19 protein-coding genes are annotated in these 22,900 nt (G+C 69.7%); 15 read left to right on the forward strand and 4 right to left on the reverse strand.

The annotated features are described in order from the left end of the window. Positions 1-64 precede the first annotated feature (64 nt). Entirely contained in the window at positions 65-985 is a 921-nt protein-coding gene (locus ACTWQE_RS04495) for an NADP-dependent oxidoreductase (RefSeq protein ID WP_443327473.1), read from the forward strand. 389 nt (positions 986-1,374) lie between these two features. Next, positions 1,375-1,965: a hypothetical protein gene (locus ACTWQE_RS04500; RefSeq protein ID WP_443327474.1), complete on the forward strand. Its 591-nt coding sequence runs from the start codon at positions 1,375-1,377 to the stop codon at positions 1,963-1,965. A gap of 311 nt (positions 1,966-2,276) precedes the next feature. Here the strand turns inward: ACTWQE_RS04500 and ACTWQE_RS04505 are convergent, their stop codons facing one another. Both ACTWQE_RS04505 and ACTWQE_RS04510 read right to left on the reverse strand, forming a co-directional pair. Next, positions 2,277-3,500: an MFS transporter gene (locus ACTWQE_RS04505; RefSeq protein ID WP_443327519.1), complete on the reverse strand. Its 1,224-nt coding sequence runs from the start codon at positions 3,498-3,500 to the stop codon at positions 2,277-2,279. After that, positions 3,500-4,759, reverse strand: a complete 1,260-nt coding sequence (locus tag ACTWQE_RS04510) for a type III PLP-dependent enzyme (RefSeq protein WP_443327475.1) — start codon at positions 4,757-4,759, stop codon at positions 3,500-3,502. Before ACTWQE_RS04510 ends, ACTWQE_RS04505 begins: the two co-directional genes overlap by 1 nt. A 141-nt stretch (positions 4,760-4,900) precedes the next feature. Between ACTWQE_RS04510 and ACTWQE_RS04515 the strand changes: the two genes are divergently transcribed. From ACTWQE_RS04515 to ACTWQE_RS04565, 11 genes are all read left to right on the forward strand, one after another. Beyond that, on the forward strand, positions 4,901-6,157 hold the full coding sequence (locus tag ACTWQE_RS04515) for an acyl-CoA dehydrogenase family protein (RefSeq protein ID WP_443327476.1): 1,257 nt from the start codon (positions 4,901-4,903) through the stop codon (positions 6,155-6,157). A gap of 195 nt (positions 6,158-6,352) precedes the next feature. Beyond that, on the forward strand, positions 6,353-7,369 hold the full coding sequence (locus ACTWQE_RS04520) for a radical SAM/SPASM domain-containing protein (RefSeq protein WP_443327477.1): 1,017 nt from the start codon (positions 6,353-6,355) through the stop codon (positions 7,367-7,369). Between the two features lie 61 nt (positions 7,370-7,430). Continuing rightward, positions 7,431-8,213 (forward strand): formylglycine-generating enzyme family protein, encoded by a 783-nt coding sequence (locus tag ACTWQE_RS04525; RefSeq protein ID WP_443327478.1) that lies wholly within the window; start codon positions 7,431-7,433, stop codon positions 8,211-8,213. Then, positions 8,210-8,992, forward strand: a complete 783-nt coding sequence (locus tag ACTWQE_RS04530; protein WP_443327479.1) for a formylglycine-generating enzyme family protein — start codon at positions 8,210-8,212, stop codon at positions 8,990-8,992. Before ACTWQE_RS04525 ends, ACTWQE_RS04530 begins: the two co-directional genes overlap by 4 nt. Positions 8,993-9,003: 11 nt before the next feature. After that, positions 9,004-9,252, forward strand: a complete 249-nt coding sequence (locus ACTWQE_RS04535) for a phosphopantetheine-binding protein (protein ID WP_443327480.1) — start codon at positions 9,004-9,006, stop codon at positions 9,250-9,252. Further along, entirely contained in the window at positions 9,249-10,469 is a 1,221-nt protein-coding gene (locus ACTWQE_RS04540; protein ID WP_443327481.1) for an acyl-CoA dehydrogenase family protein, read from the forward strand. The genes ACTWQE_RS04535 and ACTWQE_RS04540 overlap by 4 nt, the downstream gene beginning before the upstream one ends. Further along, positions 10,466-13,624: an AMP-binding protein gene (locus ACTWQE_RS04545; RefSeq protein WP_443327482.1), complete on the forward strand. Its 3,159-nt coding sequence runs from the start codon at positions 10,466-10,468 to the stop codon at positions 13,622-13,624. Before ACTWQE_RS04540 ends, ACTWQE_RS04545 begins: the two co-directional genes overlap by 4 nt. Continuing rightward, positions 13,624-13,920: an acyl carrier protein gene (locus ACTWQE_RS04550; protein WP_443327483.1), complete on the forward strand. Its 297-nt coding sequence runs from the start codon at positions 13,624-13,626 to the stop codon at positions 13,918-13,920. The genes ACTWQE_RS04545 and ACTWQE_RS04550 overlap by 1 nt, the downstream gene beginning before the upstream one ends. After that, entirely contained in the window at positions 13,917-14,927 is a 1,011-nt protein-coding gene (locus ACTWQE_RS04555; RefSeq protein ID WP_443327484.1) for a hypothetical protein, read from the forward strand. Before ACTWQE_RS04550 ends, ACTWQE_RS04555 begins: the two co-directional genes overlap by 4 nt. Beyond that, a complete protein-coding gene (locus ACTWQE_RS04560) occupies positions 14,924-16,192 on the forward strand; it encodes a cytochrome P450 (RefSeq protein WP_443327485.1) in 1,269 nt (422 codons plus the stop codon). Before ACTWQE_RS04555 ends, ACTWQE_RS04560 begins: the two co-directional genes overlap by 4 nt. A gap of 65 nt (positions 16,193-16,257) precedes the next feature. Further along, a complete protein-coding gene (locus tag ACTWQE_RS04565; protein ID WP_443327486.1) occupies positions 16,258-17,007 on the forward strand; it encodes a B3/B4 domain-containing protein in 750 nt (249 codons plus the stop codon). 276 nt (positions 17,008-17,283) lie between these two features. Here ACTWQE_RS04565 and ACTWQE_RS04570 read toward each other — a convergent pair whose 3' ends face one another. After that, entirely contained in the window at positions 17,284-18,606 is a 1,323-nt protein-coding gene (locus tag ACTWQE_RS04570; RefSeq protein ID WP_443327487.1) for an ATP-grasp domain-containing protein, read from the reverse strand. A 4-nt stretch (positions 18,607-18,610) separates the two neighbouring features. Further along, a complete protein-coding gene (locus tag ACTWQE_RS04575; RefSeq protein WP_443327488.1) occupies positions 18,611-19,831 on the reverse strand; it encodes an ATP-grasp domain-containing protein in 1,221 nt (406 codons plus the stop codon). 138 nt (positions 19,832-19,969) lie between these two features. Between ACTWQE_RS04575 and ACTWQE_RS04580 the strand changes: the two genes are divergently transcribed. Then, positions 19,970-20,656 carry a 4'-phosphopantetheinyl transferase family protein gene (locus tag ACTWQE_RS04580; protein ID WP_443327489.1) on the forward strand — a complete coding sequence of 229 codons (687 nt, stop codon included), beginning with the start codon at positions 19,970-19,972 and terminating at the stop codon, positions 20,654-20,656. A 91-nt stretch (positions 20,657-20,747) separates the two neighbouring features. Further along, positions 20,748-22,634, forward strand: a complete 1,887-nt coding sequence (locus tag ACTWQE_RS04585; protein ID WP_443327490.1) for a KedN5 family methylcobalamin-dependent radical SAM C-methyltransferase — start codon at positions 20,748-20,750, stop codon at positions 22,632-22,634. Positions 22,635-22,900: the final 266 nt, after the last annotated feature.

A 22,900-nucleotide genomic window follows, 5' to 3' on the forward strand; every position in this document is an offset into this window, starting at 1 on the left:
CTGGCGTGACGCGTACATATTAAGGATATTTCCGGCAGCTTCGCCCGACAGAGAGGCCCCTTCCATGCGCGCCGTCACCTATGACGCCTACGCCGCCGACGACTCCCGTCTGGCGGTCGGCGAGGTCCCCGACCCCAAGGTCGGACCCGGGACTGTGCTCATCGAGGTGCGCGCGGCCGGGGTCAATCCGGTGGACTGGAAGGTGATGGCCGGAGCGCTCGACGGGCTGATGGACACGGTGTTCCCGGTCATCCCCGGCTGGGACGTCGCCGGGGTCGTCACGGCACTCGGCCCGGACACACCGGAGTTCGCGGTCGGTGACGAGGTCATGGCCTACGCCCGCAAGGACGTGGTGCAGGCGGGCACCTTCGCCCAGTACGTCACCGTGTCGGCCCAGGCCACCGCCCACAAGCCCGCCATCCTGGACTGGCCGCAGGCCGGTGGGCTTCCGCTGGCGGGGATGACCGCGCTGCGCAGCCTCGACCGGCTCGAAGTGGGAGCGGGCGACGTCCTGCTGGTCCACGGTGCGGCCGGTGGGGTGGGCTCCTTCGGGGTGCAGATCGGCGTCGCCCGTGGAGCCCGGGTCATCGGCACCGCCTCCGAGCGCAACCACGACTTCGTACGCGGCCTGGGCGCCGAACCCGTCGCATACGGGGACGGGCTGGCCGACCGGGTGAAGGAGCTGGCGCCCGCGGGGGTGGTTGCGGTGGCGGACTTCGTCGGCGGGCAGGTGGAGACGACCCTGGCGGTGCTGGGCCCCAAGGGACGCCACATCTCGATCGCCGACCCCGCCGTCGAGGAGCACGGCGGCCACTGGATCTGGGTCCGGCCCGACGGCGCCGAGCTCGCCGAACTGGCCGCCCTCGCCGAACGCGGCGCGCTCACGGTCGAGATCGCCGGCACCTACCCGCTGGATCAGGTCGGCACCGCCTTCGACGCCAGCCGCGCCGGCCACACCCGCGGCAAGCTCGTGATCACGCCCTGACCCACGCCGTCAGCCGCGGGCAGGCTGAGGGTGACAACGCGGTGAACGACAACTGGAGGACTGGGCCGCCCGAATGGTGATGTCGCGAAATCGGGCAGGGTTGCCGGAGGTGGCCGCGTCGAACGCCGAGTCAACAGCGACGCCACTGGGCGGGTAGGGGAGCAGGTGCCGGCACGGGAGTTGATGCCCGGACTGCTGGCCGACCTGCCGCGCAGGAGTCCACTCGTGGCCGCCTTCCCGCCTGACTGCCCTTGGCTCGAAAATCACGCCTACTGCGGTCGCTGTTGCACTAATTTTTATGCCGCAGCACCGACTGTCACGAGACGGCCAAGCGCCCCACACCATCCACGACAGGAGGAAGATGCGTCCAACAGCACGCTGGGGGAACCATGAACACCCGCACGACCACAGCGATCGTAAGCCTCGCCGCCGCCCTCCTGCTCACCGCCTGCAGCGGCCTGACCCATCCCGCCACACCCGACGCCGAGGCCGCGCCTGAGGAGACCGTCGCCGCCACAGCGAGCTCGTCTCCGTCTCCCAGTCCGGCGGCAGGGTTCAAGGTCGGCGAGGAAGCCCGCAACGGCGGCGCAGTCGTCAAGATCAGCAGAATCCATGAGGTCGACGGGATCACCATGGACGGAGGCACGAAGAGGGCAGGTGCCGAAGAGAAGTATGTGGGCCTGGAGGTCGTCGTCTTCAACGACACGAAGGCCAGTATGGACCTCACGTGCTCGCTGCCCATCGCCAACAGCCTGATCGACGACCAGGGCCGCCGTTACGACGCCATCGGCGACCTGTACGAGATTCCGGGGAACCCGGAGTGCAACGAGCAGCTTCGGCCCGGCTCCAAGGACGAGATGGTGTTCGCCTACCGCGTGCCGAAGGGCGCGACAATCACGGCTTGGGAGTTTTCCGAGTCCGGCCTCGAGTCCGACCGGGAACCGACCACCATCCACCTCAGCGGACCCTCCCCGACGTAGCCCGATCCAGGCGCATGCTCGACCTGGCCTCCACGTTGTCGACATCCCGGCGGTACGGGCCGGGCGCCCCGGCCCCGTCATGAGTCCTGCCGAACTGTCCTGACGTGCGGTTCCTGCAGAGGGGACCCAGGTCGAGCGACCCGTTCGTCCGAGACCTTCCGGTGGAAGTCCGGTGCTCGCCCGGAGTGTCGGCCTCGCGGCAGGATCACCGCGGCGCGAGCCGAGCGGGAGCGGGCAGCAGAGGGCGGTCATCAGGCGTCACGAGGGCTGTCATCAGGCGCCAGGCCGGGAGACACCCATCCCGAGCCGTCTCACTCCACCGGCACGGCCGTCCGTTCCATTCTCCGCTCGGCTGCCCTCGCGACCGGGGGGACCAGTAGGCCCGCCGCCCCGAAGAGCACCGCCAGGGCGATCCAGCCCGAGGCGCCGTGCTCGATGACGCCGATGGTGAGCAGGGCCGGGCCGACCAGATACTGCGCGCTCACGCCCAGCCCGAAGATCGCCAGGTACTCCCCCTGCCGTTCGGCCGGTGCGAGTTGGTAGGAGAGGCCCCAGCCGGCCGCCGACTGGAACAGCTCGCCGGAGGTCAGCAGAACCACCCCGAGGACGAGGACGGCGGCGGCCCAGACAGCGGGCAGCTCTCCCGCGGTCGCAAGGACCAGGCTGCAGGCGGCCAGTGAGACAGCGGCCCACCGCATGGCGCGGATCGCACCGTCCAGTGAGTCGGCGCCACGGCTCACCCGCACCTGGAGCAGCACCGCCATGACCGTGTTGATCACGAGCAGCGGGCCCACGATGGCCCGGGGCGCCTCGGTGTGGAGGGTCGCCCACAGAGGGAGGGCCACGCTCAGCAGTGACATATGGAGCACCATCACCGCGTTCAGTCCGGCGACGGCCAGATAGCTTCCCTCGCGCAGCGAGCGCGGCCACAGGGTACGGGCCGGCCTGCTCGTGGTCGCGTCGTTCGCGAGCAGGGGCACCCGGAGCAGCAACAGCCCGGCGAGCAGGAAGCTGACCGCGTCGCCGAGGATGATGGACAGATAGGCCGCCCGGGTGTCGAAGGTGAGGGCCACCGTGGTCAGCAGCGCGCCGAGGGTGAACCCGACGTTGTAGACCGAGCGGAACACCGCGATCAGCCGCATCCGCAGGTCCTTGCCCGCATGGCGCTCGATGAACATCTGAGCGATGGGCTGGACGGCCTGGGCCGGTATTCCCACGGTGCAGGCGACCAGGAGGAACATCGGAAAGCTGTGCACCAGTGCGTACGCCGCGAATCCCGCCGCCTGCCACAGATGCAGCAGGACCGAGACCGCTCGCGGCCCGATCCGGTCCGCGAGCATGCCCAGCGGCGGCAGGGCGAGGAAGCCGCAGAGCCCGGCCACCGTCAGTCCGATACCGACCTGGGAGGTGCTCAGCCCCGCGCTGCGGGTGAAGAAGACGGCCGACCCGGACAGGAACAGCCCCGTCCCGGTCGAGTCCACCAGGCTCGAGACGATCAGCGGACGGCTGTGCCCGGGCAGGCCCAGGCGCTTCATCAGCACGGTCGGTCCTCCGTCGGTCCGGCCGTGCCGAGGGCACGGTGCCCGCCGCGGATCTGCCAGGCCCCGCGGTAGGAGTCGCCGTCGTAGACCACTTCGGCGGGTGCGGGGCGGCTGAGGAACGCCGTCAGGCTGGCGGTGGGCCCGTAGGCGCCGACATTCGGTACGACCAGCTGGTCGCCGACGGCGGGCATCTCCATCTCGGTGCCGACGGTGAGCCGGTCCAGGGGCGTGCACGAGGGGCCCACCACGTCCACCGGGGTCGCCGCGACGCCGTCGTGCCCCGGTCCCGTCAGCGGTCTGAAGGCCGCCCGCGGACGCAGCGTACGGCCGAGGCCCGACATCCCGCCGAGGGCGTTGATGCCGGCGTCCGTGACCACGACACAGCGGCCGTCCGCGCGCGGTTTGACATCGACCACGGTGGTCACGAGTGCCCCGGCGGAGGCGCACAGCCGGCGGCCGGACTCGAACCACAGCTCCGCCGTCCCGGACAGACCGCCGCCGGACAGGGCGGAGGAGAGCGGGGACACGAGATCCGCCAGGGGGACTCCCTCCCCTTCGGCCGCGTACGGCCAGGGAAAGCCCCCACCGAGGTCCGCGACCTCGACATCGACCCCCGCCTCGGTGGCGACGCGGGCGATCACGGCCGAGGCGAAGGTGAAGCCCTCCAGCAGCGCCGTGACATCGGGGACCTGCGAGCCGAGGTAGACATGGAAGCCCCGCAGCCGCAGATGTGCACTGCCGCGGGCCGTCTTGCAGGCCTGTACGGCCTCGGTCTCCTCGAAGCCGAACTGCCGTCCGTCCGCCATGGACAGGCCGGCCGGCGGACGCATCGTCGGCTGGAGCCGCAGCAGCAGCTCGACCGTCCGGCCGGCGGACTCCGCGAGCCGGTCCAGACGCGCCATCTCGACGGAGGATTCGCAGGAGAAGCGGACGATACCGCGGGTGAGCGCGTGCCGTATTTCCGCCTCGGTCTTCCCGGGGCCGGTGCACAGGACCCGCTCCGGCGGAACCCCGGATTCCAGGGCGACATCGATTTCCCCGACGGAGGAGACCTCCGCCCAGCACCCCTCAGCCGCGATCGTCCGCACCAACTCCGGAAGCGGATTGGCCTTCAGGGAGTACAGCAGCCTCGATTTTTCCGGAATGGCATTTCTCAACTCCTTCACACGTTCCCGCACTTCCTGCAGGTCGTAGACGTACAGCGGGGTGCCGTGCCGCAGCACGGCGTCCTCGAGCTGGTCGGATGTCAACATTGAGGGTGCGAAGCTCCCGTCGTGCCATGGCGAACCGGTTCATGACGGACCGATATTCAGCGCGCTTGATGCACCGTGCTACCATAACTCGCCCTGTACGAGGGGCCGTTGGACAATCCCTTTGGATGTGGTGAACCGGTCGTGCCCACCGCCCTATCCCTCCTGCTGGCAGAGTTGAAATGTCCCGAGGGCAGCGATTCCCGTTTCTCACTGTCCGCCGCGGAGCGCCGACTTCATGAGGCGATTGCCCGGTTCGCCCGGACGACGGTGGCGCCGGGCGCGACGGAACGAATCCGGAACCGCGTCTTCGACCCCGGGGTCTGGACCGCGGCCGCCGAGTTCGGTCTGACCGGAATGGGAGTGGAGAGCGATTCGGAAAGGGGATTCCGCCCTTCCGCGGCCTTCCCTCTCGTTCTCGCCCTGGAGGCATTGCAGTTCGCCGGCGAGGACAGCGGCTTCACTCTCGCCCTGGCGGCCCATACCGCCCTGTGCGAGATGCCGATCGCCGCCTTCGGTACCGTGGAGCAGCGGCGGCGCCATCTGCCGGGCCTGGTCTCGGGCGACCGCATCGGGGCGCTGGCCGTATCCGAGCCGGGGCACGGCTCCGACGCGACCCGGGTCACGACCGAGGCCTCGGCGACGGACGACGGCGGTTATCTCCTCAGCGGAGTCAAGTCGTATGTCTCGAACGGTTCGCTGGCCGATGTCGTCATCGTGCTGGCCCGCACCGCTCCCGGGGATCTCGGGTTCGGGCTGACCGCCCTGCTGGTGGAGCCGCGGACCATGGCCGGGGTGACCAGCAGGGACCTCCCGCTGTCCGGCTACCGCTCCTGCCCCGTCTCCCAGCTGGAGTTCGACACGGTACGCGTGCCCGCCTCCCATGTGCTCGGCCGCCCCGGCGCCGGCTTCCACACCGTCGCCCGCCGCGTGTTCGCCTGGGAGCAGTCGGTGATGCTGGGTCCGGAGATCGGCGAGATGCAGCGCTGTCTGGACGCCTGTGTGGAGTTCGCGGCGCAGCGGGGAACCCCGGACGGGCCGCTGGCCGGGCTGGGGCAGACCCAGCGCCGGCTGGCCTCCATGAAGACCCGGCTCGAGACGGCGCGGATGGCTGTGCACCGGTCCGCCTGGGAACAGGACGCGGGCGTACGGGGGTCGGCCTGGGGGCCGTTGACCAAGAAAATTGTGGCGGAGAATGCCCTGGACAACGCAACCGACGCCATGCAGATCTTCGGCGCCGCAGGGGGGCTGGAGGACGGGCCCATCGCCCGGACCCTCCATGACGCCCGGCTGGCGGGCATCGCAGGTGGGAGCATCGAGCTGCAGGAACAGGCGCTCACGGCCGCCCTCGTCAAGGAACACGCCCGGAGCACATCTGCGCCACGGCCGCAAGGCGCGTGATCCCGCCTTTGTTGGAAATAGGCGGGAAATCGTCGATCTGCTTCGCTAGGCTCTCTTCTCAGGAACACTCAAACTGGTGTTCCAAGGGGGACCTGACGGGGGGTCACCATCACCCGTTCGGCCATGCCCTCACTGTTCTCACACTTCGACGGAGCTCCGAGCGAGCGCATCCGAGAGAATACCGGAGGCAGCAAGGTGGCATTCAAGACCATCGAAACCAACGGGACAGGGACCGGTCACCTCAAGGCAGTCGAAATTGGTGTCACGGCCCGATGTAACTTCCGTTGTTCCTACTGCGGGGCCTACGACCTGACGGAGAAGAAGCTCCTCTCGCCCACCGACGTCTTCGGCGTCCTGGACAACCTGCCGGACCTGGAGCGTGTGAAGCTCTCCGGCGGTGAGGTCCTGCTCCAGTTCGACTCATGCGTCGAGATCATCCGTTACGCCACCGCGCGCGGCCTGGAGACCCAGGTCAACACCAATGGAACGCTCCTCGACGAGGACCGTTTCGCTCAGCTCGAGGACGCGGGCCTCGGCGTCATGCACTTCTCGCTCAACCACACGGACGCGGCCCGCCACTCGGCGTTCTACGGGGTCAAGGAACGGTTCTTCGACAAGATCGTCGAGGCCATCGAGCGGGCCGTCGCCTCCCCGTCGATCGAGGCGGTCGTCGAGACGATCCTCTTCGACGAGACACGCGACGCCATGACCGACATCCACAGGTTCGTCGCGGACCGCGGCGTGACGCTGCACGAGATCCAGATGGAGATCCCGAGCATGCACGAGGGGTACTCGAGTACCCTGCCGCGCGAGGAGATCCTCCAGGTCATCGGCGACGTGGTGCGTAACCGGGACCCCAGGACCACGCTGTACTTCAGCTGCCTGTCCGCGTACTTCGGCGCGTCCGGCGAGGCGTGGAAGACACTGCGTCCGCTCTTCTCCGACCCCGGCGTCATCAACTCCACCTGCATCGAGGGCAAGGCTCAGCTCCACGTCCACTCCAACGGTGACGTGATGATCTGCGAGCTCGGCTGCCCCGAGGTGATCGGCAACGTCTTCCAGGACAATCTGCTCACGCTCTTCAACGAGAACACCCGGCTGCAGGAGTTCATTCACAAGAAGCACGACGAGCAGACCTTCTCCTGCTTCCGTATGCAGGAGGACGCGTCGAAGAAGAAGGAACCCGTTCTGCTCCCGATGCCGAGGTTCTGAGCGACCGCGACCACACAGCGCAATGTCTTCTCTCATACCTTTCGGAGCCGACACCTTCCGTATGGGTGATGACGCCGATCCCGCCGCGAGGCAGGCCCCCTCCCACGATGTGGAACTGGGGGGCTTCGGCATCGCGGCGGGGTGCGTCACGGCTGCCGAGTACTTCGAATTCATCAAAGGCGCGGGGGACGGCTTCGACGAGTCCTGGTGCGACTACATCGACCCGTGTTTCATCATCCGGGTGGGGACCGGGTTCGAACTGCGCCCGGGGACGGACGACTTCCCCATGGTCCAGCTGGACTTCTGGGGATGCGCGGCGTACTGCAACTGGCTCTCGGTCACGGAGGGGCTCACCCCTGTCTACGACCTGGCCGCGGGCACGGGTGACATCGGCCGGGACGGCTACCGGCTGCCCACCGAGGCGGAGTGGGAGTACGCCTGTGTCACGGGTCTGGCCGAGGACGGTCCCGTGCCGGGCACGGTCAACCACCTCGGCGCCGAGCTGGCCGAGGGGCTGCGGCGGGCGGGCGAGGACCGCAAGGGCGGCTTCTGCGTCCCCGAGTGGACGCCCGGCCCGGTGGAGGTGACGGCCGTCCCGCCGGACCGTAACGGCCTGCACGCGATGCTGGGCAATGTCCGCGAGTGGTGCCACGACATCTACTCCCACTACGACGCCGCCCCGAAGCGCCATCCCACGGGGGGCGGGCGCGGGCACTACCGCGTGGTCCGCGGCGGCTCCTTCCTGGACGGGCACGAGATGTGCGGTCCGCGGGTCCGCGCGGCGTCGCACGAAAGGAACAAGTGCATGCAGTACGGCTTCCGTGTGGCAAGGAGCCTGATATGACGGTGGACGGCCGGACCGCCACCCGGCCGGTGATCCCGCGGTTCGTCACCATCCCCGCGGGCCCCGGCCTGCAGGGGGATCCCTTCGGGGAGGGCGATCCGGACGAACACCCCGTGGCCGAGCGGGAGCTGGCGGCGTTCTCCATCGCGGCCACGCCCACGACCACCTCCGAGTACCTCGCCTATCTGACCGACACCGGCCTCGACCGTGAGCCGAGGCCGGATCTGCACGCCTTTCCCGAGCGTTCCGCCACCGGTCTGCGGACCGGGCCGGACGGTCGTGTCGTCTGCCCGTCGGGCGCCGGGAACCACCCCGTCGTCTTTGTCACCTGGCACGGCGCGCGGGCGTACTGCGCCTGGCTGACGGAGCGGCTGGGCGCACCGGTCAGACTCCCCCGGGAGGCCGAGTGGCAGCGCGCCGCCGCTGGTCCCGACGGCCACCGCTTCGCGCTGGGTGAGGAGTTCGACCGGTCGCAGTATGTGAACGACAGGGCCGTACCCGCGCCGACGGGCGAGCGCCGGGCCTCACCGTTCGGCCTCCATGACATCACCGGCAATGTGTTCGAGTGGTGCGAGGACCGGTACCACGTGCCGCCGGGAGCGGCCGACCCGGAGTACGTGCTGGAGACCTCCCGGCTGATCAAGGGCGGGGCCTTCATTCTCCGGGGGCCCCGCAATTTCCGCGCCGCCAAACGCTTCTCGGCCGACGAGAAGAGCTGTCTTGACTGCGTGGGATTCCGCGTACTGTCCGACGACCCGGCCGTCGGGGCGGCCGTATGAGAGGGAATCAGGTGCAGAGCATCCGTACCGACATCATCGACATCCTGGTCCGCCACCTCCCCTATGCCAAGGACGTGGACGACTGGGCCGACGCCGAGCTCGCGGCGCTGGGGCTCGACTCGATGACGGCGATCGATCTGGTCCTGGACATCGAGCAGGCCATGGATGTGGTCTTCACGGACGAGACGCTGGTGGCCGAAACCTTCGCCACCGCCACCTCGCTCCAGGACGTGGTGGCTCAGCTCGAGGCCGCCCGATGACCGACGGCGACGACCGGCTCGTGGCGCGCGCCCGGGACGTCGCGTCCCGGCAGCTGGCTCCCCGGGCCGACGAGGTGGACACCGCCGGCGCCTTCCCGTCGGCCAACATCCGGGCCCTGCACGAGGCCGGGCTGATGGGGGCGCTGCTGCCGGCCTGGGCCGGCGGGCAGGACGCCTCGCTCACCACCTTCGCCCGTGTCGCGGCCGCCCTGGGCGGAGCGTGCACCTCGACCGCCATGCTCTGGGCGATGCACGGCCAGCAGGTGGCCAGCCTGGTCGACCACGCGGCCGACGCCCATGGGGACTGGCTCAAGCTGGCCGGGGACACGGGGTGTCCGATCGGATCGGTGACCACCGACCGGCAGTGCGGCGCCGACCTGCTGTCGACCGGTCCGGCCCTGGAAGCGGAGGGCGACCGGTTCCGGCTGGTCCGTGAGGCGCCCGTGGTCACCGGGGGGCGGCATGCCGGCTTCTACCTGGTGACCATGCGTGCCGATCCCGACAGCCCGCCGAACCGCACCCGGCTGGTCCTGGTGGCCCATGACGACGGGGTGATCGAGGAGACGGGGACCTGGGACGCGCTGGGTATGCGGGGCACCCACAGCGTTCCCATGCGCTTCGACGTGACGGTCGGCGCCTCCCGCGTCCTCGCGACCGACTTCGGCGTCATCACCCGCGTCAGCATGGTTCCGGTCGGTCACATCGGCTGGGCCTCGGTCTGGTACGGGGCCGCCGAGGGGGCGTTCGACCGCGTACGGCGCGCGATCCGGGAGGGGCGCATCGCCAAGGGCGGCCGACGCTCCGAGCTGCTCTTCGCGCGGCTCGCCGAGGTCCGTCTCCGCCTCGACCTGCTGGAGTCCGTGATCCTGCGGGCCGCCGAGGAGGCGGACCGTGCGCGTGCCCGGTTCCGGGCGGACGGGCAACCGGTCGGTCCCGATCCGGTCCTGGTGAACAATGTGAAACTGGCCGGGTCCCAGCTGGCGTTCGAGGCGGTGGACTCTCTCGTCGACATCGCCGGGATGGCAGAGGGGTACCGGCGCGGTGGGGCTCTCGGGCTGGAGCGGACCCTCCGCGATCTGCGCTCGGCCCGGCTGATGTTCCACGACGACCGGCTCAAGACCGTCAACGGGCGGCTCGTCCTCGCGCCGTCGCTCCATCTCACGGGGTCCCGTGACCCCGCCCCGGACCGTACGGCCGGCGAGGTGGCGCCCGAGTGAAGAGATCCGTCACCGGGCTGCTGCAGCACGCCCGGGAGAAGTACGCCGACAAGACCGCCCTCCGGTCGGGCACCAGCACGCTGACCTTCGCCGAACTCCACCGGGCCGCCCACCGCGGCGCGGCCGCCCTCGCTGCCAGGGGCGTCGCACCCGGCGACCGTGTCGCCGTCTGTCTGCGCCCCGGCCTGGACCAGGCGGTCGCGCTCCTGGCGGCCTGCTGCGCGGAGGCCGTCGCGATGCCGGTGCTGTCCAGACTGCGGCCCGCCGCTATCGCGTACACACTGGCCGACGCCGAGGCGGCGGTGCTCGTCACCGAGGAGGCACGGGTGGCCGAGCTCGCCCAGGCCCGCACGGGGACCGTGGTGATCAGCCCGGAGCAGCTGCGCGCGGCGGCGCCCCGGCAGGTCCGCCCCGGCCCGTCCGTCCAGGAGGGCGACGAGCTTGCCCTGCTGCTGTACACCTCGGGATCCACCGGCCGGCCCAAGGGCATCATGGTCACGCACGAGAACGTGGTCGCCGGGGCGGAGATCGTCTCCGGCTATCTGGGGACGACGAGCGAGGACCGTATCGGCGGACTGCTCACGCTCAACTTCGACTACGGCCTGAACCAGTTGTGGCAGTGCCTGCTGACCGGTGCCGAACTCCATCTGCACGAGTTCGTCATGCCCCGCACCGCGTTCTCGATGCTCGCAAGCGGCGGCATCACCGCGCTTCCGCTGATGCCCGCGCTGGTCGACCGGCTGTTCTCGGCCCGTGGCGGGGGCGTTCCGCCGGGCGTGGACCTGTCGGCCGTACGGTACGTCACCACGAGCGGCGGAGCCGTCTCCCACTGGGCGCTGGACCGCCTCCGCGAGGCCTTCCCCCGGGCGGAGCTGTTCCTGATGTACGGGCTCACCGAGGCGTTCCGGTCCAGCTTCCTCCACCCCTCCGAGCGGACACGGCAGCCGGCCTCGGTCGGCCGCGCGATGCCCGGCGTGGAGCTGTACGTCCTGGACGCCGAGGGTCGGCGGGAGTGCGCCCCGGGTGAAACCGGCGTGGTGGTGCACCGCGGCGCCTGTGTGACCAAGGGCTACTGGCGGTCCCCCGAGCGCACGGAGCGGGTGTTCCGCCGGCTCGACATGTTCCCGGGCGAGACCGTCGTCTGGTCGGGCGACCTGGCCACCAAGGACGAGGAGGGCTGTCTGTACATCGTCGGGCGGGAGGACTTCCAGCTGAAGCGGGACGGATTCCGCATCAGCCCGGAGGACGTCGAGGCCACGCTCAACGACCACCCGGCGGTGGCCCAGTCCCTGGTCATGGGGCTGCCCGACGGCGACCGGGGGGACCGTCTCGTCGCGGCCTGGACCTCCCGCGAGGGGTACGGCCCCGGGGACGGGCCGGAGCGTGCCTGGATGGCGCGGCGGCTGCCCGAGCACATGATGCCGACCGAGCTGCGTCACTGGGACGCACTGCCGGCGACGGACAGCGGGGGGAAGTTCGACCGCCTCGCGGCGCTCTCCCGCTTCACCTCGGGTGACGGTGCACTCGACGGCACTGCTCCGGCCGGCGGCGAAGGAGCTGCCGGTGAAGGAGCAGTCGACGGCGCCCTTCCGGCTGCCGCCGAAAGAGCTGTCGGCGAAGGACCTGTCGGCGAAGGAGCAGTCGCGGCCCCCGGCGGCGACGCGGACGCGGGACTCATCGGCCCCGTCTTCTCCAGGGCCCGGTCCGAGCCCCACCGGCCGGCGCTGCGCCACGGTTCCACGGTCACCACGTACGGTGAACTCGCCCGTCTGGCGCTGACGATCGCGGGCGCCGTGGAGGCGAGCGCGGGGCCGGGGGCCCGGGTCGCGATCGAGGCGCGGCGCACCCCCGGGACCGTGGCCGCGATCCTCGGCGTGCTGGCCGCAGGCGCCGCGTACGTACCGCTGAATCCCCAGGAGCCCCGGGTCCGCCGGGAGGTGATCCTCGATCAGGCCGGGGTCCGGTATCTGATCGAGAACGGGACCGTCGTACCGCGCGGCACCGACGCGGACGCACCGGCCTCCCCGGAGGTGCCGACGCCCGGTCCGCTGCCCGCGCCCCGGGCTGTCCGGGACGACGCCGTGGCCTATGTCCTGTCCACCTCGGGTTCCACGGGCGTGCCCAAGAGCGTCCCTCTCACGCAGGCCAACGCCCGCGCGTTCGTGGAGTGGGCCGAGGGCGCCTTCGCCCTGGGTCCCGGCCGCCGTATCGGGGTCTACTCCCCGCTCTTCTTCGACCTGTCCGTCTTCGATCTCTTCGCCGGACTGCGCACCGGGGCGGAGCTGATCCTCGTACCGGACGAGGCCGTCCGCTTCCCCCGGACAGCGCTCCAGTGCCTGCGGGAGTCCGGGGCCGAGGTGCTGTACACCGTGCCGTCCGCCCTGCGGTCACTGCTCGCCGCGGCGCGGGGCGAGGAGCTGGCGGGCCTGCGGCAGCTCCTGCTGGCCGGGGAGCCGTTCCCCGCCTCGGACCTGGACCGGATCCGGGCGGTCGCGCCCGACGCCGTCCTGCACAATCTGTACGGCCCCATCGAAACCAACGTCGTCAGCTGCTTCACCGTCCCCTCCGACTGGAAGCCGGGCGAGCCCGTCCCGATCGGGCGGCCCGTCCCGGGCGCCGTCCTGGCGCTCCTCGACGACGCCGGGCGGATCCGCACCGACCCCGGCGCCGAGGGGGAGCTCCTCATCAGCGGACGCCCGGTCTTCCCGGGCTATCTGCCGTCCCGGCCGGCCCCGCCCGACCCGTTCCTGCACCGCGACGGCCGCCGCTGGTACCGGACCGACGACCTGGCCGGCATCGGCCCCGACGGCGTCTTCCGCTTCACCGGCCGCCGGGGCAGCCGGGTCAAGAACCATGGCTTCCTCGTCGACCTGACCGAGGTGGAGACCGTGCTGACCGGCCATGAGGAGGTCGGGGGGGCGGCGGTCGTCACAGCGGGGACGGACGGCGACGGACCGGTCTCGATGCATGCGTTCGTCGAACCGGCGGCGGGGTCCGCCCTGGACGAACGCGCGCTGCGGGCGTGGTGCGGGGAGAGACTGCCCCGCTACATGTGGCCGCACCGGTTCCATCTGCTGCCCCGCCTGCCGCTCGGCCCCACCGGCAAGACCGACCGCGTCCGTCTGACCGGACTGCTGAAAGAGGAGAACACCTGATGGACCCTCTGCTCGCTGAGGTGATCGGCTGTGTGGAGCGGGTGCTGCAGGCCTACGGGGAGATCGGTCCGGAGACATCTCTGCTGGACCGGGAGGACTTCGACTCGATCGCCATCGCCGACCTGATCAGCGAGGTGGAGACGGCCCTCGGCACGGAGCTGGCCCCGGAGCTGATCGTGCCGGAGACCTTCGCCACGCCGGAGTCGCTCCGTACGGCCATGGCCGGCTGCGGCGCGGCCGCCACCCGGGCCGTGCTCGGTGCGTCCTCCGGGACGGAGAGGACGGAACGCCCGTGACCAGCGTGAACCTCGAGTCGGCACCCGGGGCCTACCGGGCTTCGCTGTCCTGTGTCGACGCCAACCTCGAAGTGCTGCTCGGCCACCACGGGGTACCGGACGTCCTCACCGTCCTCGGCGGCCTCTGCGTTCTGGACACCGAGCCCGGCGGCACCGTCACCACCCGGCCCACCCCCGTCGACCGCTGGGTGCGCCACTGCACGGGTCTGGAGCTGCGGCAGTCGGAGGCTCCGGATGTGGAGACGGTGTTCCGGCTCGCCCGGTCGGCGGTCGACGAGCGGGCGCCGGTCCTGGTGACGGTGGACGCCCACTCGGTGCCGTGGAGCCCGTACCAGGGCCGGGAGCACCATGAGCACGCCTTCGTCATCGACGGGTACGAGGCCCCGGACGACGGCGGTGACGGCATCCCCCGGCGCGTCCATGTCGTCGACGCCTACACCAATGCCACCCGCCACGGCGCCGCCGACCCGCAGGAACTGTGGATGGACACCGAGCGGCTGCGCACCACTCTGACGGCACACGGCGACGCGTTCGGGGTGGCACGCCTCGAGGGCGAACGGCAGTGCGTGGCGGACTCCGCCATCCGCGCGCTGGAAACCGTGTGGCTGAACACCCGGGCCCATGAGCGCACCGTGGAAGCCGGCCGGGACAGCAGGGGGCTGGCCTGCCACGACTGGGAGCAGGAGACCGCGGAAGGGCTGCAGTGGCTCTCCCTGGCGACCTGGCTGGCGACCCGGAACCGGGGTCTGCACGCGCAGTGGTGGGACCGTATGCACGCTTCCCGGGCACCGGGGAAGCCCGGCCCCGTCGCGGAGGCCGGTCATGAGGCGGCGCACAGCTGGCAACAGGCCCAGAAAGCCGTGTACCTGGCATGGCGGAGAGTGGAGGCGGGAAGGGCCTGCCCGCCGACACTGAAGACGTCACTCACGGTCGCCGCCGACGCGGAGGAACGCTGGTTCGCGGCAATGTACACATGGCTCCGAACCTTGGGAGAGACTCCAGCGTGAATTCCGAAGCGCACGGCATCACCGCCGCAAACACGGACGAACTCGGTACGGCGGGGCTACGGCTCGCCGATACCTTCGTGGTCGCCAACCCCTACCCGTACTACGAGGCGCTGCGTGCGCGGGGGCGCGTGCACTGGAATGACGAACTGTTCGGCGGCGCCTGGCTCTTCCTCGGCTTCGACGACGTCAAGGAACTCCTGCGGGACTCGGACAGCATGTCCAACGCCCGCTACCGGGCCATCGTCGACCAGTTGGAGGACGAGGAGGCCAAGGGGGTGCAGCGGCTGCTGGAGCTGCACTCCCGCTGGATGATCTTCTTCGATCCGCCCAAGCACACCCGGCTGCGCAAGATCATGGCGCGGGGTTTCTCGCGGGGTGTCCTGGAGTCGATGCGCCGCTCCCTGACCGTCGGCATCCAGGCGCATGTCGACGAGCTGCGCCAGCAGCGGCAGCTGGACTTCATCGGCGGCTTCGCCCAGCGCATCCCCCTGCTCGCCATCGCCTCCCTGCTGGGGGTGGACTCCTCCGACCAGGCCGACTTCATCCGCTGGACCCATGACATCGCGGTCTACATGGGCAGCGAGGTGCCGGACGCGGAGCTGATCGCCAACGCACAGAACAGCATGGTCGAGTTCCAGTCGTATTTCGACGCGATCGTGCGGGACCGTCAGCGCCGCCCGCTCGAGGACGACCTGCTGAGCCTGCTCGTCGTGGCCGGACCGGACGAGGAACTCCTTTCGCCGGAGGACCTGTTCGCCCAGTCGACGCTCCTGCTGTTCGCGGCCTTCGAAACCACCAAGAACCTCATCAGCAGCGGCATTCTGAGCCTGCTCCGGAACCCGCGGACCGCCCGGATGGTCGCCGACGTGCCGGACCGGGTACCGGACGTGGTCTCCGAAGTGCTCCGGTGCGAGAGCCCGGTGCAGTTCGCGCGCAGGATCGTGGCGCGGGACTTCGAGTTCGGGGGTCACCAGCTGCGCAAGGGCGAGGTCGCGGCGATGCTCATCGGAGCGGCCAACCGGGACCCGCTGATGTTCGACGCTCCCGACGAATTCCGCATCGACCGCAGTCCCCAGGCGTATCTCTCCTTCGGCGCGGGGCGCCATCTGTGCCTGGGGCAGCATCTCGCCCGTATGGAGGCGGAGTTGGCACTGGGCAGGCTCTTCGGGCAGCTTCCCGGACTGCTCGGCGAGCCGGGGCTAACCTACTCCTGGAACATCAACCCGGGGTTCCGGGGCCTGGCGGAACTGAGCGTCTCTCTCTGACCGTGCAGCCACCGTGCAGCCGGACGTACCGTGCCCCGCCCTCCCCCTCGCGCACAGGAAGATCGATGACTCCAGACCCCACCCGTCAGCGCAGGTTGACTGTCTCCATGTCGCCGGAGATCGCCGAACGGTACCCCGAATGCCGTACGGTGCTGATCCTGGTCCAAGGGCTCAAGAACTCCGAGCCGTGGCAGGAGACGGACGAGGCTCTGGAAGCGCTGGAGTCGGAGGTGCGCGAGGGCACTCGGCACATCCCCGGCCAGGACGAGCCGCCCATCGCGGTCTGGCGCGATCTGCTGCGCAGCTTCGGGACCAACCCGCGCAAGGCCAGGCCCAGCGTGGACGCCCTCAGCCGCCGTCTCGTCAAGTCGGGCCGGGTGCCGCGGGTCTCGCCCCTGGTGGACACCTGCAATCTCGTCTCGCTGACGTATCTGCTGCCCACCGGTGGCTTCGATCTGCGGGCTGTCGAACAGGACATCACCCTGCGGTCCAGCCGCCCCGGTGATGTCCACATCCCGCTGGGGCAGCCCGAGGAGCGGGAGCAGCCCGTGGAGGGCGAGGTGGTGTACGCCGACGGGAACCGCGTCCTGACGCGTCACTGGAACCATCGCGACGCGGACAGCACCAAGATCACTTCCGCCACGCGCGACGCCGTGCTCCTCCTGGAGGGCATCTCTCCCGTGGTCACTCCTGAGATCCTCGGCCGGGCACAGCGGGAACTCGCGGAGCGCGTGACGCCCCATGCCGACTCGGTGACCCTGCATACCGTCGAGCCGCCCGCGGAGACCGTCCTCAGCTGGACGGAGACGGGCTGACCGGGGGGCGTAGCACCACCGCGCGGCGGAGGTGCGGTGCCGTCGGCGTACGCGATGCCGCCACGGGTGCGGCGGCCGGAGCGGACGCGGCTGCTCCGCGGATCCGGGGTGACCGCCGCGGATCCGGGTACCGGCCGCGGATCCCGTTCACCGCCCGCGGATCCCCGGTTACCGCCCGCGGAGGTGCGACGTCCGACCGGGTCATCCCGGTCGGGCATCACCGTGGCCCGGCTTCCGCCCCGGTGACGACGACGCCACCGCCGCGGCCGGGGCCGCTCAGTCCGCTGTCAGCTCGATGCCGACCGTCGCCCGGATCTCGTCATAGAACGGCACCAGCCGTTCGCGGTCGAGGCCGGCGGTGAGGACGTTGAGCGCGAAGAACTCCTTGTCCTCGACATCCACACGGTCACCGACCGCGCAGAACGGCAGGATGTCCACCACCGCGGGGTGCGAACGCAGGGCGTCCAGCCCCACCAGCGCCGCCACCGTGCCGCTTCCGGACGGGAAGACGGTGTACGTGGCCAACTGCCCCTCGATGACGGGCTCCGCGCGGTCCGGTACCGGCAGTCGCGTCTGGAGCGCCACCATTTCGGCGAGGAGGTCGACTCCCACCAGGTCCTGCACCGCGCGCACCAGGATCTGACCGCCCGGCCGTCCCGCGTTGACCTCGATGAGGAGGGGCCCCTCAGCCGTGAACAGCACCTCCACATGCGCGAGCGTATTGTCCACGCCCAGCGCTCGCAGGCACTCCTCCGTGTAGTTCCACAGCCGCTCCTCGCGAGCGGCGTCACCACGGAGGAAGGGTGTGGCGAACGCACACTCCAGAAAGCCTTCCGGCTCCACGATGAACTTGTCGAAGGCGGCGATCCTGCGGACACGCCCGTCGCGCACCACCACGTCGAGGGAGTACTCGTCCCCCTCGACGTACTGTTCGAGCAGATAGCGCGGCCGCCCGGCCCCGCCCTCGGTCTCCCGGCGATGCAGCGCGGGCCAGCTGTCCACGAGCCGGGCCTCCGCGTCGCGGAACGCACCCTCGAGCTCGGCCACATTCCGCACCTTGCGTACGAAGTGGCTGGCGGTGCCGTCCACCGGCTTGAAGACGGCGGGGAATCCGACGGTCCGCGCCGCCTCGGCCACCTCCGGCGCACCGGCGATCGGTGCCGAGCGGATCGACGGCACGCCATGGTCGGCCAGTGCCCTCCGGGTCGCGGCCTTGTCGCGGGCCCGGGCGAGGCCTTCGAGATCGGGATGGGGCAGGCCGAGCCGCGCGGCGGCCCGTGCGGCAGGCAGACACAGCCCGTCGAAACAGGAGAAGAGTCCGGCCGGCCGCCCGCCGCCGGCGGCCTTCACGGCGGCCTGCGCGAGGCTCTCCACGCTGCCGATGTCGGGCAGCACCACGATCTCGTCGTACAGCTCGCGCCAGGCCGTCTCCCGCTCATCCGTCGCCGAGCCGGTGATCAGCACGGGGCGTCCCCGGCGGGCGCGGATCTGCCGGGCGAGCGGGACGATCGCGCCGAGCACTCCGTCGCTGACGACGGCAACGGTCCGCCCCCCGAGGCCGGTCGCGTCCTCGCGCGGATCCGGTATGGCTGCGGTCACTGCCTCACTCCTCCACCTGGAAGACGGTCCGTGCGATGTCGGCGGCGATCTCGCAGTGCAGACCGGCCGCGAGGGTGTGCGGCTCCGCCGCCGGCCAGTGCAGCACCACATATCCCTCGCGCTGCTCGTAGCACTCGGGATCTCCCGAGCGGTCTCCGGGAGCGGCGAAGATGTCGTAGGCGACCACGGGGGCATCGGTCGCGGGGAAGGGTGCCACCTCGCGGATGCGCCCGGCCCGGGCCTTCAGCACGGCCAGCGCGGCGGTCCCGGCCGGGGGCTGCGGGGCGGGGATGGTGTCGAGGTCGTCGAGGTACGAGCGGATGTGCAGTTCGTACGGCGCGACGCCGTGGACGCGCTCCACCAGATCGAGGATGCCGTCGCCACCGGTCCGGGCCGCGATCTCGATCACTTCCATGCGCCCCGCACCGTCGAGCCGGATCTCGACATGGGCGATGCCCCGGTCGATGCCCACGGCCGCGCAGGCGCGGAGCGCCAGTTTCCGGATCTCCTGGTCGCCGGCGTGCACACTCGGGACCCGGTGTCCCATCTCGGCGAAATAAGGAGCGGGCCCGAGGGATTTGTCGGTGACCGCGAGGACACGGCGCTCCTGCCCGTGATTCATCACCTCCACGGAGACCTCATAGGGGAGATCGCAGTATTCCTCCGCCTGAAGAGAGTGGTTGGTGATGGAGAAGTCCGCATAGTTCTCGGCGAACGTCCGCATCACATACGCGCACCGGTCCTCGATCCGGCTCTCATCGGTGATCAGAGTGACACCCATGCTGCCGCCGAAACCGGAAGGCTTGATCACACAGGGAAGGCCCACCTGGGCGATGGCCGCGCGGAGACCCTCCGCGTCATGGAAGGGGACATGACGCGGCGTGGGAATTCCATGCTCCTGCAGGCGCGATTTCATCAGGTCCTTGTTGACCGATGAATGCCGCACCGCGTCGGCGGAGAGGAACGGCAGACCGTAGTACTCGGCCACGGCGAGCCCCGCGCCCAGCGAGGGATCGACAAAGGGGACCACCGCGGCGGGCGTCAGCCCGGTGCGTTTCTCGAACTCCACGACGGCCGCGAGCGCTGATGCGGGATCGAATGGATCGCCGTGCAGCACATGGTCGAAGTAGCGGCGCCCCCGCGGCGGCCGGCTCGTCGACAATGTGGCCACCGGACCGGGATGGACCCGTAGCGCGGCTGCGACGGCCCGCTCCCGGAGGGCCATGTCCGCACCGAGGAGGATTACGTATCGTTTATCGGGGTGTGAGGGCACAGCCATCAAGTCTCCCTGTATACATCAGCCGAGAGCAGGCAACCACACTAGCCGAATGGTTCACCAGGGGTAGTTCGCAAGGGGCGACTGATGAAGGAGAACGGATCCGCCCAGGTCAGGACCTGGGAATTGCGGATAGCCGGGCGGGAAACCGTGGTGGCGCTGGCCGGGCGGAACGGCCCGGTGGACGAGCGGCTTCTGGATGAGCGTGAGTGGGTACGGGCGCGGTCGATGCCACCGGCACGACGAAAGGAATTCTCCGCCGGGCGGGGACTGTTGCGCCGCATCCTGTCCGGGGTGCTCGGGGCGCCTCCGCGGTCGTTCGAGATCGCCGTCGCCCGGGGCGGCTCACTGCAACTCACCGGAGTTCACAGCGCAGTTGGCATCAGTGTCTCACACACCCGCGGTGCGGTCGCCGCAGCTGTCTGCCTGGACGGAAGAGTGGGCGTGGATGTGCAGCGCACCCTGGTGACCGACGCGAGAAAACTCCGCGGCTGGTCGCGCTTCCCCGCCTATCAAGGCGCCCTGGAAGCACCGGAAACGGAACGCGACATCTGGTTCTCCCGCACATGGGCAGCCCAGGAAGCATGCGTTAAGTGCATAGGAAGCGGAATCTCATCCCGGCCCTGGCTGATTCCCTTGGACCCGGCCGAGGGAACGGGGGTGTGGGGGAACGTCACATGGCGTCTCCTCCATACGGGTCGGCTGGCCCTCGCCGTGGCCGTTTGCGAGCCGCAGGCCACCCCGGCCCCGGAGTTCGATTCGATGGACACTTGAGCGCTCCACCAGCTACGGTCTTGGCATCTGCGATGCGTCCAACAGGTCCCGGCTCATGTCTGTGCGGCGGGCCCACGGGGAGGGAAGACGCGTGAAGAAGCTCGCCATCGGCCTCGTCCAGCAGAGCGCATGGGATCTACCCGTCGATTCGATGCCTCTCGCCGCGGGCTATTTGAAGGCGATCCTCGACAGCGACGCCGATCTGGCCACCGAGGTCGATGTCACCATCCACAATCTGCGCGGCGGATGGTCGCTCTCCCATATGGCCAAGACCATTTTTGCGGACGGCACCCCGGATATTCTGGCCTTCTCGGTACTGGGCTGGAACTACCGGAACTTCTCCTGTCTGGCCGACCTTTACAAGCAGCTCAACCCCAACGGGCTCGTGGTGTTCGGCGGCAACCACGTGAGCCACCAGGCGGACAAGGTGTTCCATGAATGCCCGGCCCCCGATGTGGTGGTGAACGGGGAGGGCGAGATCACCTTCCGGGAACTGGTCGCCGCCACGCTCAGGAACCCCGGGGAGCCGGATTTCTCCGATGTACTCGGTGTGTCGTACCGCCTGCCCGGCGGATCCCATCGTACGACCGGCGACCGTGACCGTCTCGACAGCCTCGACGTCCTGCCGTCACCTTTTCTCTCCGGTGCCATACCGATGCAGGACCATACGGGCACCTTTCCCTACGAGTTCGCCCTCATGGAGACCAACCGGGGCTGCCCCTACAAATGTTCCTTCTGTTACTGGGGTGGCGCCGTCGGCCAGCGTGTCCGGTCGTTCTCCCGGGAGCGGCTGGCCGAGGAGCTGGATTTCCTGGCCTTCCACAAGGCCTCGACCATATTTCTCTGCGATGCGAACTTCGGCATGCTGGAAGCGGACGAGGAGTTCGTGGAGGACCTCCTCGACTGCCACGCCAAGCACGGCTTCCCCTCCTCCCTGGAAGCCAACTGGGCCAAGAACAAGTCCGAGCGGTTCCATCGCATCGTCAAGCTGCTCAGGGACCATGGGTTCAAGAGTTCGTTCACCCTTGCCCTCCAGACCCTGACCGACGAGGCCCTGACCATCATGGGCCGCCGCAATATGAAGCTGAACCAGTGGGAGGATCTGGCCGACTGGCTCGCCGCCGAGGACATGGAGTGCTTCGTCGAACTGATCTGGGGAGCCCCCGGCGAGACCCCGGACACCTTCCTCACCGGTTACGACAAGATCGCCGAGCGGGTTCCCCGGATCGCCGTCTATCCCCTGTTACTTCTGCCGAACACCTCGTACACGGAGAACCGGGAAGTACACGGCTTTGTGACCTTGAAGGGCCAGTCGGACGACTTCGACTACGTGCTGGCGAACCGCACATCGACGCTGCCCGAGAACCTGGCCATGCAGCGGTTCATGTATCTGGCCAGACTGCTCGGCGAGAACCAGTACTTCAAGACACTGTGGCGCCCGGCCCGGATCCTGGCCGGGGTGAGCCAGTCCGCGCTGATCAAAAGCCTGTTGGAGTGGATCGAGGCAGGCGAACACCCGTCGGTGGTCGCGTTCCGCGACAGCATTCCCGTGATCGCGGAGTCTCCCGCCGTCGCCCGTGGGCACCGGCTGCTCTACAGCGACAGGGAGCTCGACTCCGAGATCGAGCGCTGGTGGGTGGAGACCGTGGTGCCGCGCTTCCCGGAGCCCTGGCGTGCCTTCGGCGCCCAGTTGTACCGCTTCGCCCGCTGGATGCGCCCCGTCTACCAGCCGCCCGAGGTCTCCGCCCCGCCGGCGGGTCTCCGTATCGAGCGGGACGACTATGTGAGCGAACCGGTCCCCTTCGACTGGCCGGTCGCCACGCTGATAGACGAGCTGAAGGACGATGTGTCGCCGGCCCCGCGTCCCGCCCCGGTGGCGTATGTCTTCCGTGGGAAGCGCGGTTTCTACCAGCATCTGGACAACCACGAGGTGGGCGCTCACTACTTCATGCGCCCCGAGGCGGTCCCGCCGGCGTGACGGGCGGACCGACGATCGACGATACGGATTCACGGGCCGGCGCGAGGCGGACGGGACGGACCGGTTCCGACCGGTCCGCTGCGCAGGCTGGTAACGGTACGCGTGCCGTGATGTTTCGCACGTGACGGGGCCGGGCCGGAACCCTTTGATCCAGGCGATGCGGAGGTCTCAGTATTCGAGAACCTTTCCGAATTGGTTGATCATGATCTCCCGGCCCGCGACAGTGGAGACATGTGCTCGCGGTCAGCGAGCGAGTCGGGCACGCA

It is taken from the genome of Streptomyces sp. 8N706 (assembly GCF_052245415.1).
GTDB lineage: Bacteria > Actinomycetota > Actinomycetes > Streptomycetales > Streptomycetaceae > Streptomyces.

Bases quoted from the DNA above. Each gene is read 5' to 3' on its own strand.
- ACTWQE_RS04495 (WP_443327473.1), top strand. From the start codon at position 65: ATGCGCGCCGTCACCTATGACGCCTACGCCGCCGACGACTCCCGTCTG.
- ACTWQE_RS04500 (WP_443327474.1), top strand. From the start codon at position 1,375: ATGAACACCCGCACGACCACAGCGATCGTAAGCCTCGCCGCCGCCCTC.
- ACTWQE_RS04505 (WP_443327519.1), bottom strand. From the start codon at position 3,500: ATGAAGCGCCTGGGCCTGCCCGGGCACAGCCGTCCGCTGATCGTCTCG.
- ACTWQE_RS04510 (WP_443327475.1), bottom strand. From the start codon at position 4,759: ATGTTGACATCCGACCAGCTCGAGGACGCCGTGCTGCGGCACGGCACC.
- ACTWQE_RS04525 (WP_443327478.1), top strand. From the start codon at position 7,431: ATGGGTGATGACGCCGATCCCGCCGCGAGGCAGGCCCCCTCCCACGAT.
- ACTWQE_RS04530 (WP_443327479.1), top strand. From the start codon at position 8,210: ATGACGGTGGACGGCCGGACCGCCACCCGGCCGGTGATCCCGCGGTTC.
- ACTWQE_RS04540 (WP_443327481.1), top strand. From the start codon at position 9,249: ATGACCGACGGCGACGACCGGCTCGTGGCGCGCGCCCGGGACGTCGCG.
- ACTWQE_RS04550 (WP_443327483.1), top strand. From the start codon at position 13,624: ATGGACCCTCTGCTCGCTGAGGTGATCGGCTGTGTGGAGCGGGTGCTG.
- ACTWQE_RS04565 (WP_443327486.1), top strand. From the start codon at position 16,258: ATGACTCCAGACCCCACCCGTCAGCGCAGGTTGACTGTCTCCATGTCG.
- ACTWQE_RS04575 (WP_443327488.1), bottom strand. From the start codon at position 19,831: ATGGCCCTCCGGGAGCGGGCCGTCGCAGCCGCGCTACGGGTCCATCCC.
- ACTWQE_RS04580 (WP_443327489.1), top strand. From the start codon at position 19,970: ATGAAGGAGAACGGATCCGCCCAGGTCAGGACCTGGGAATTGCGGATA.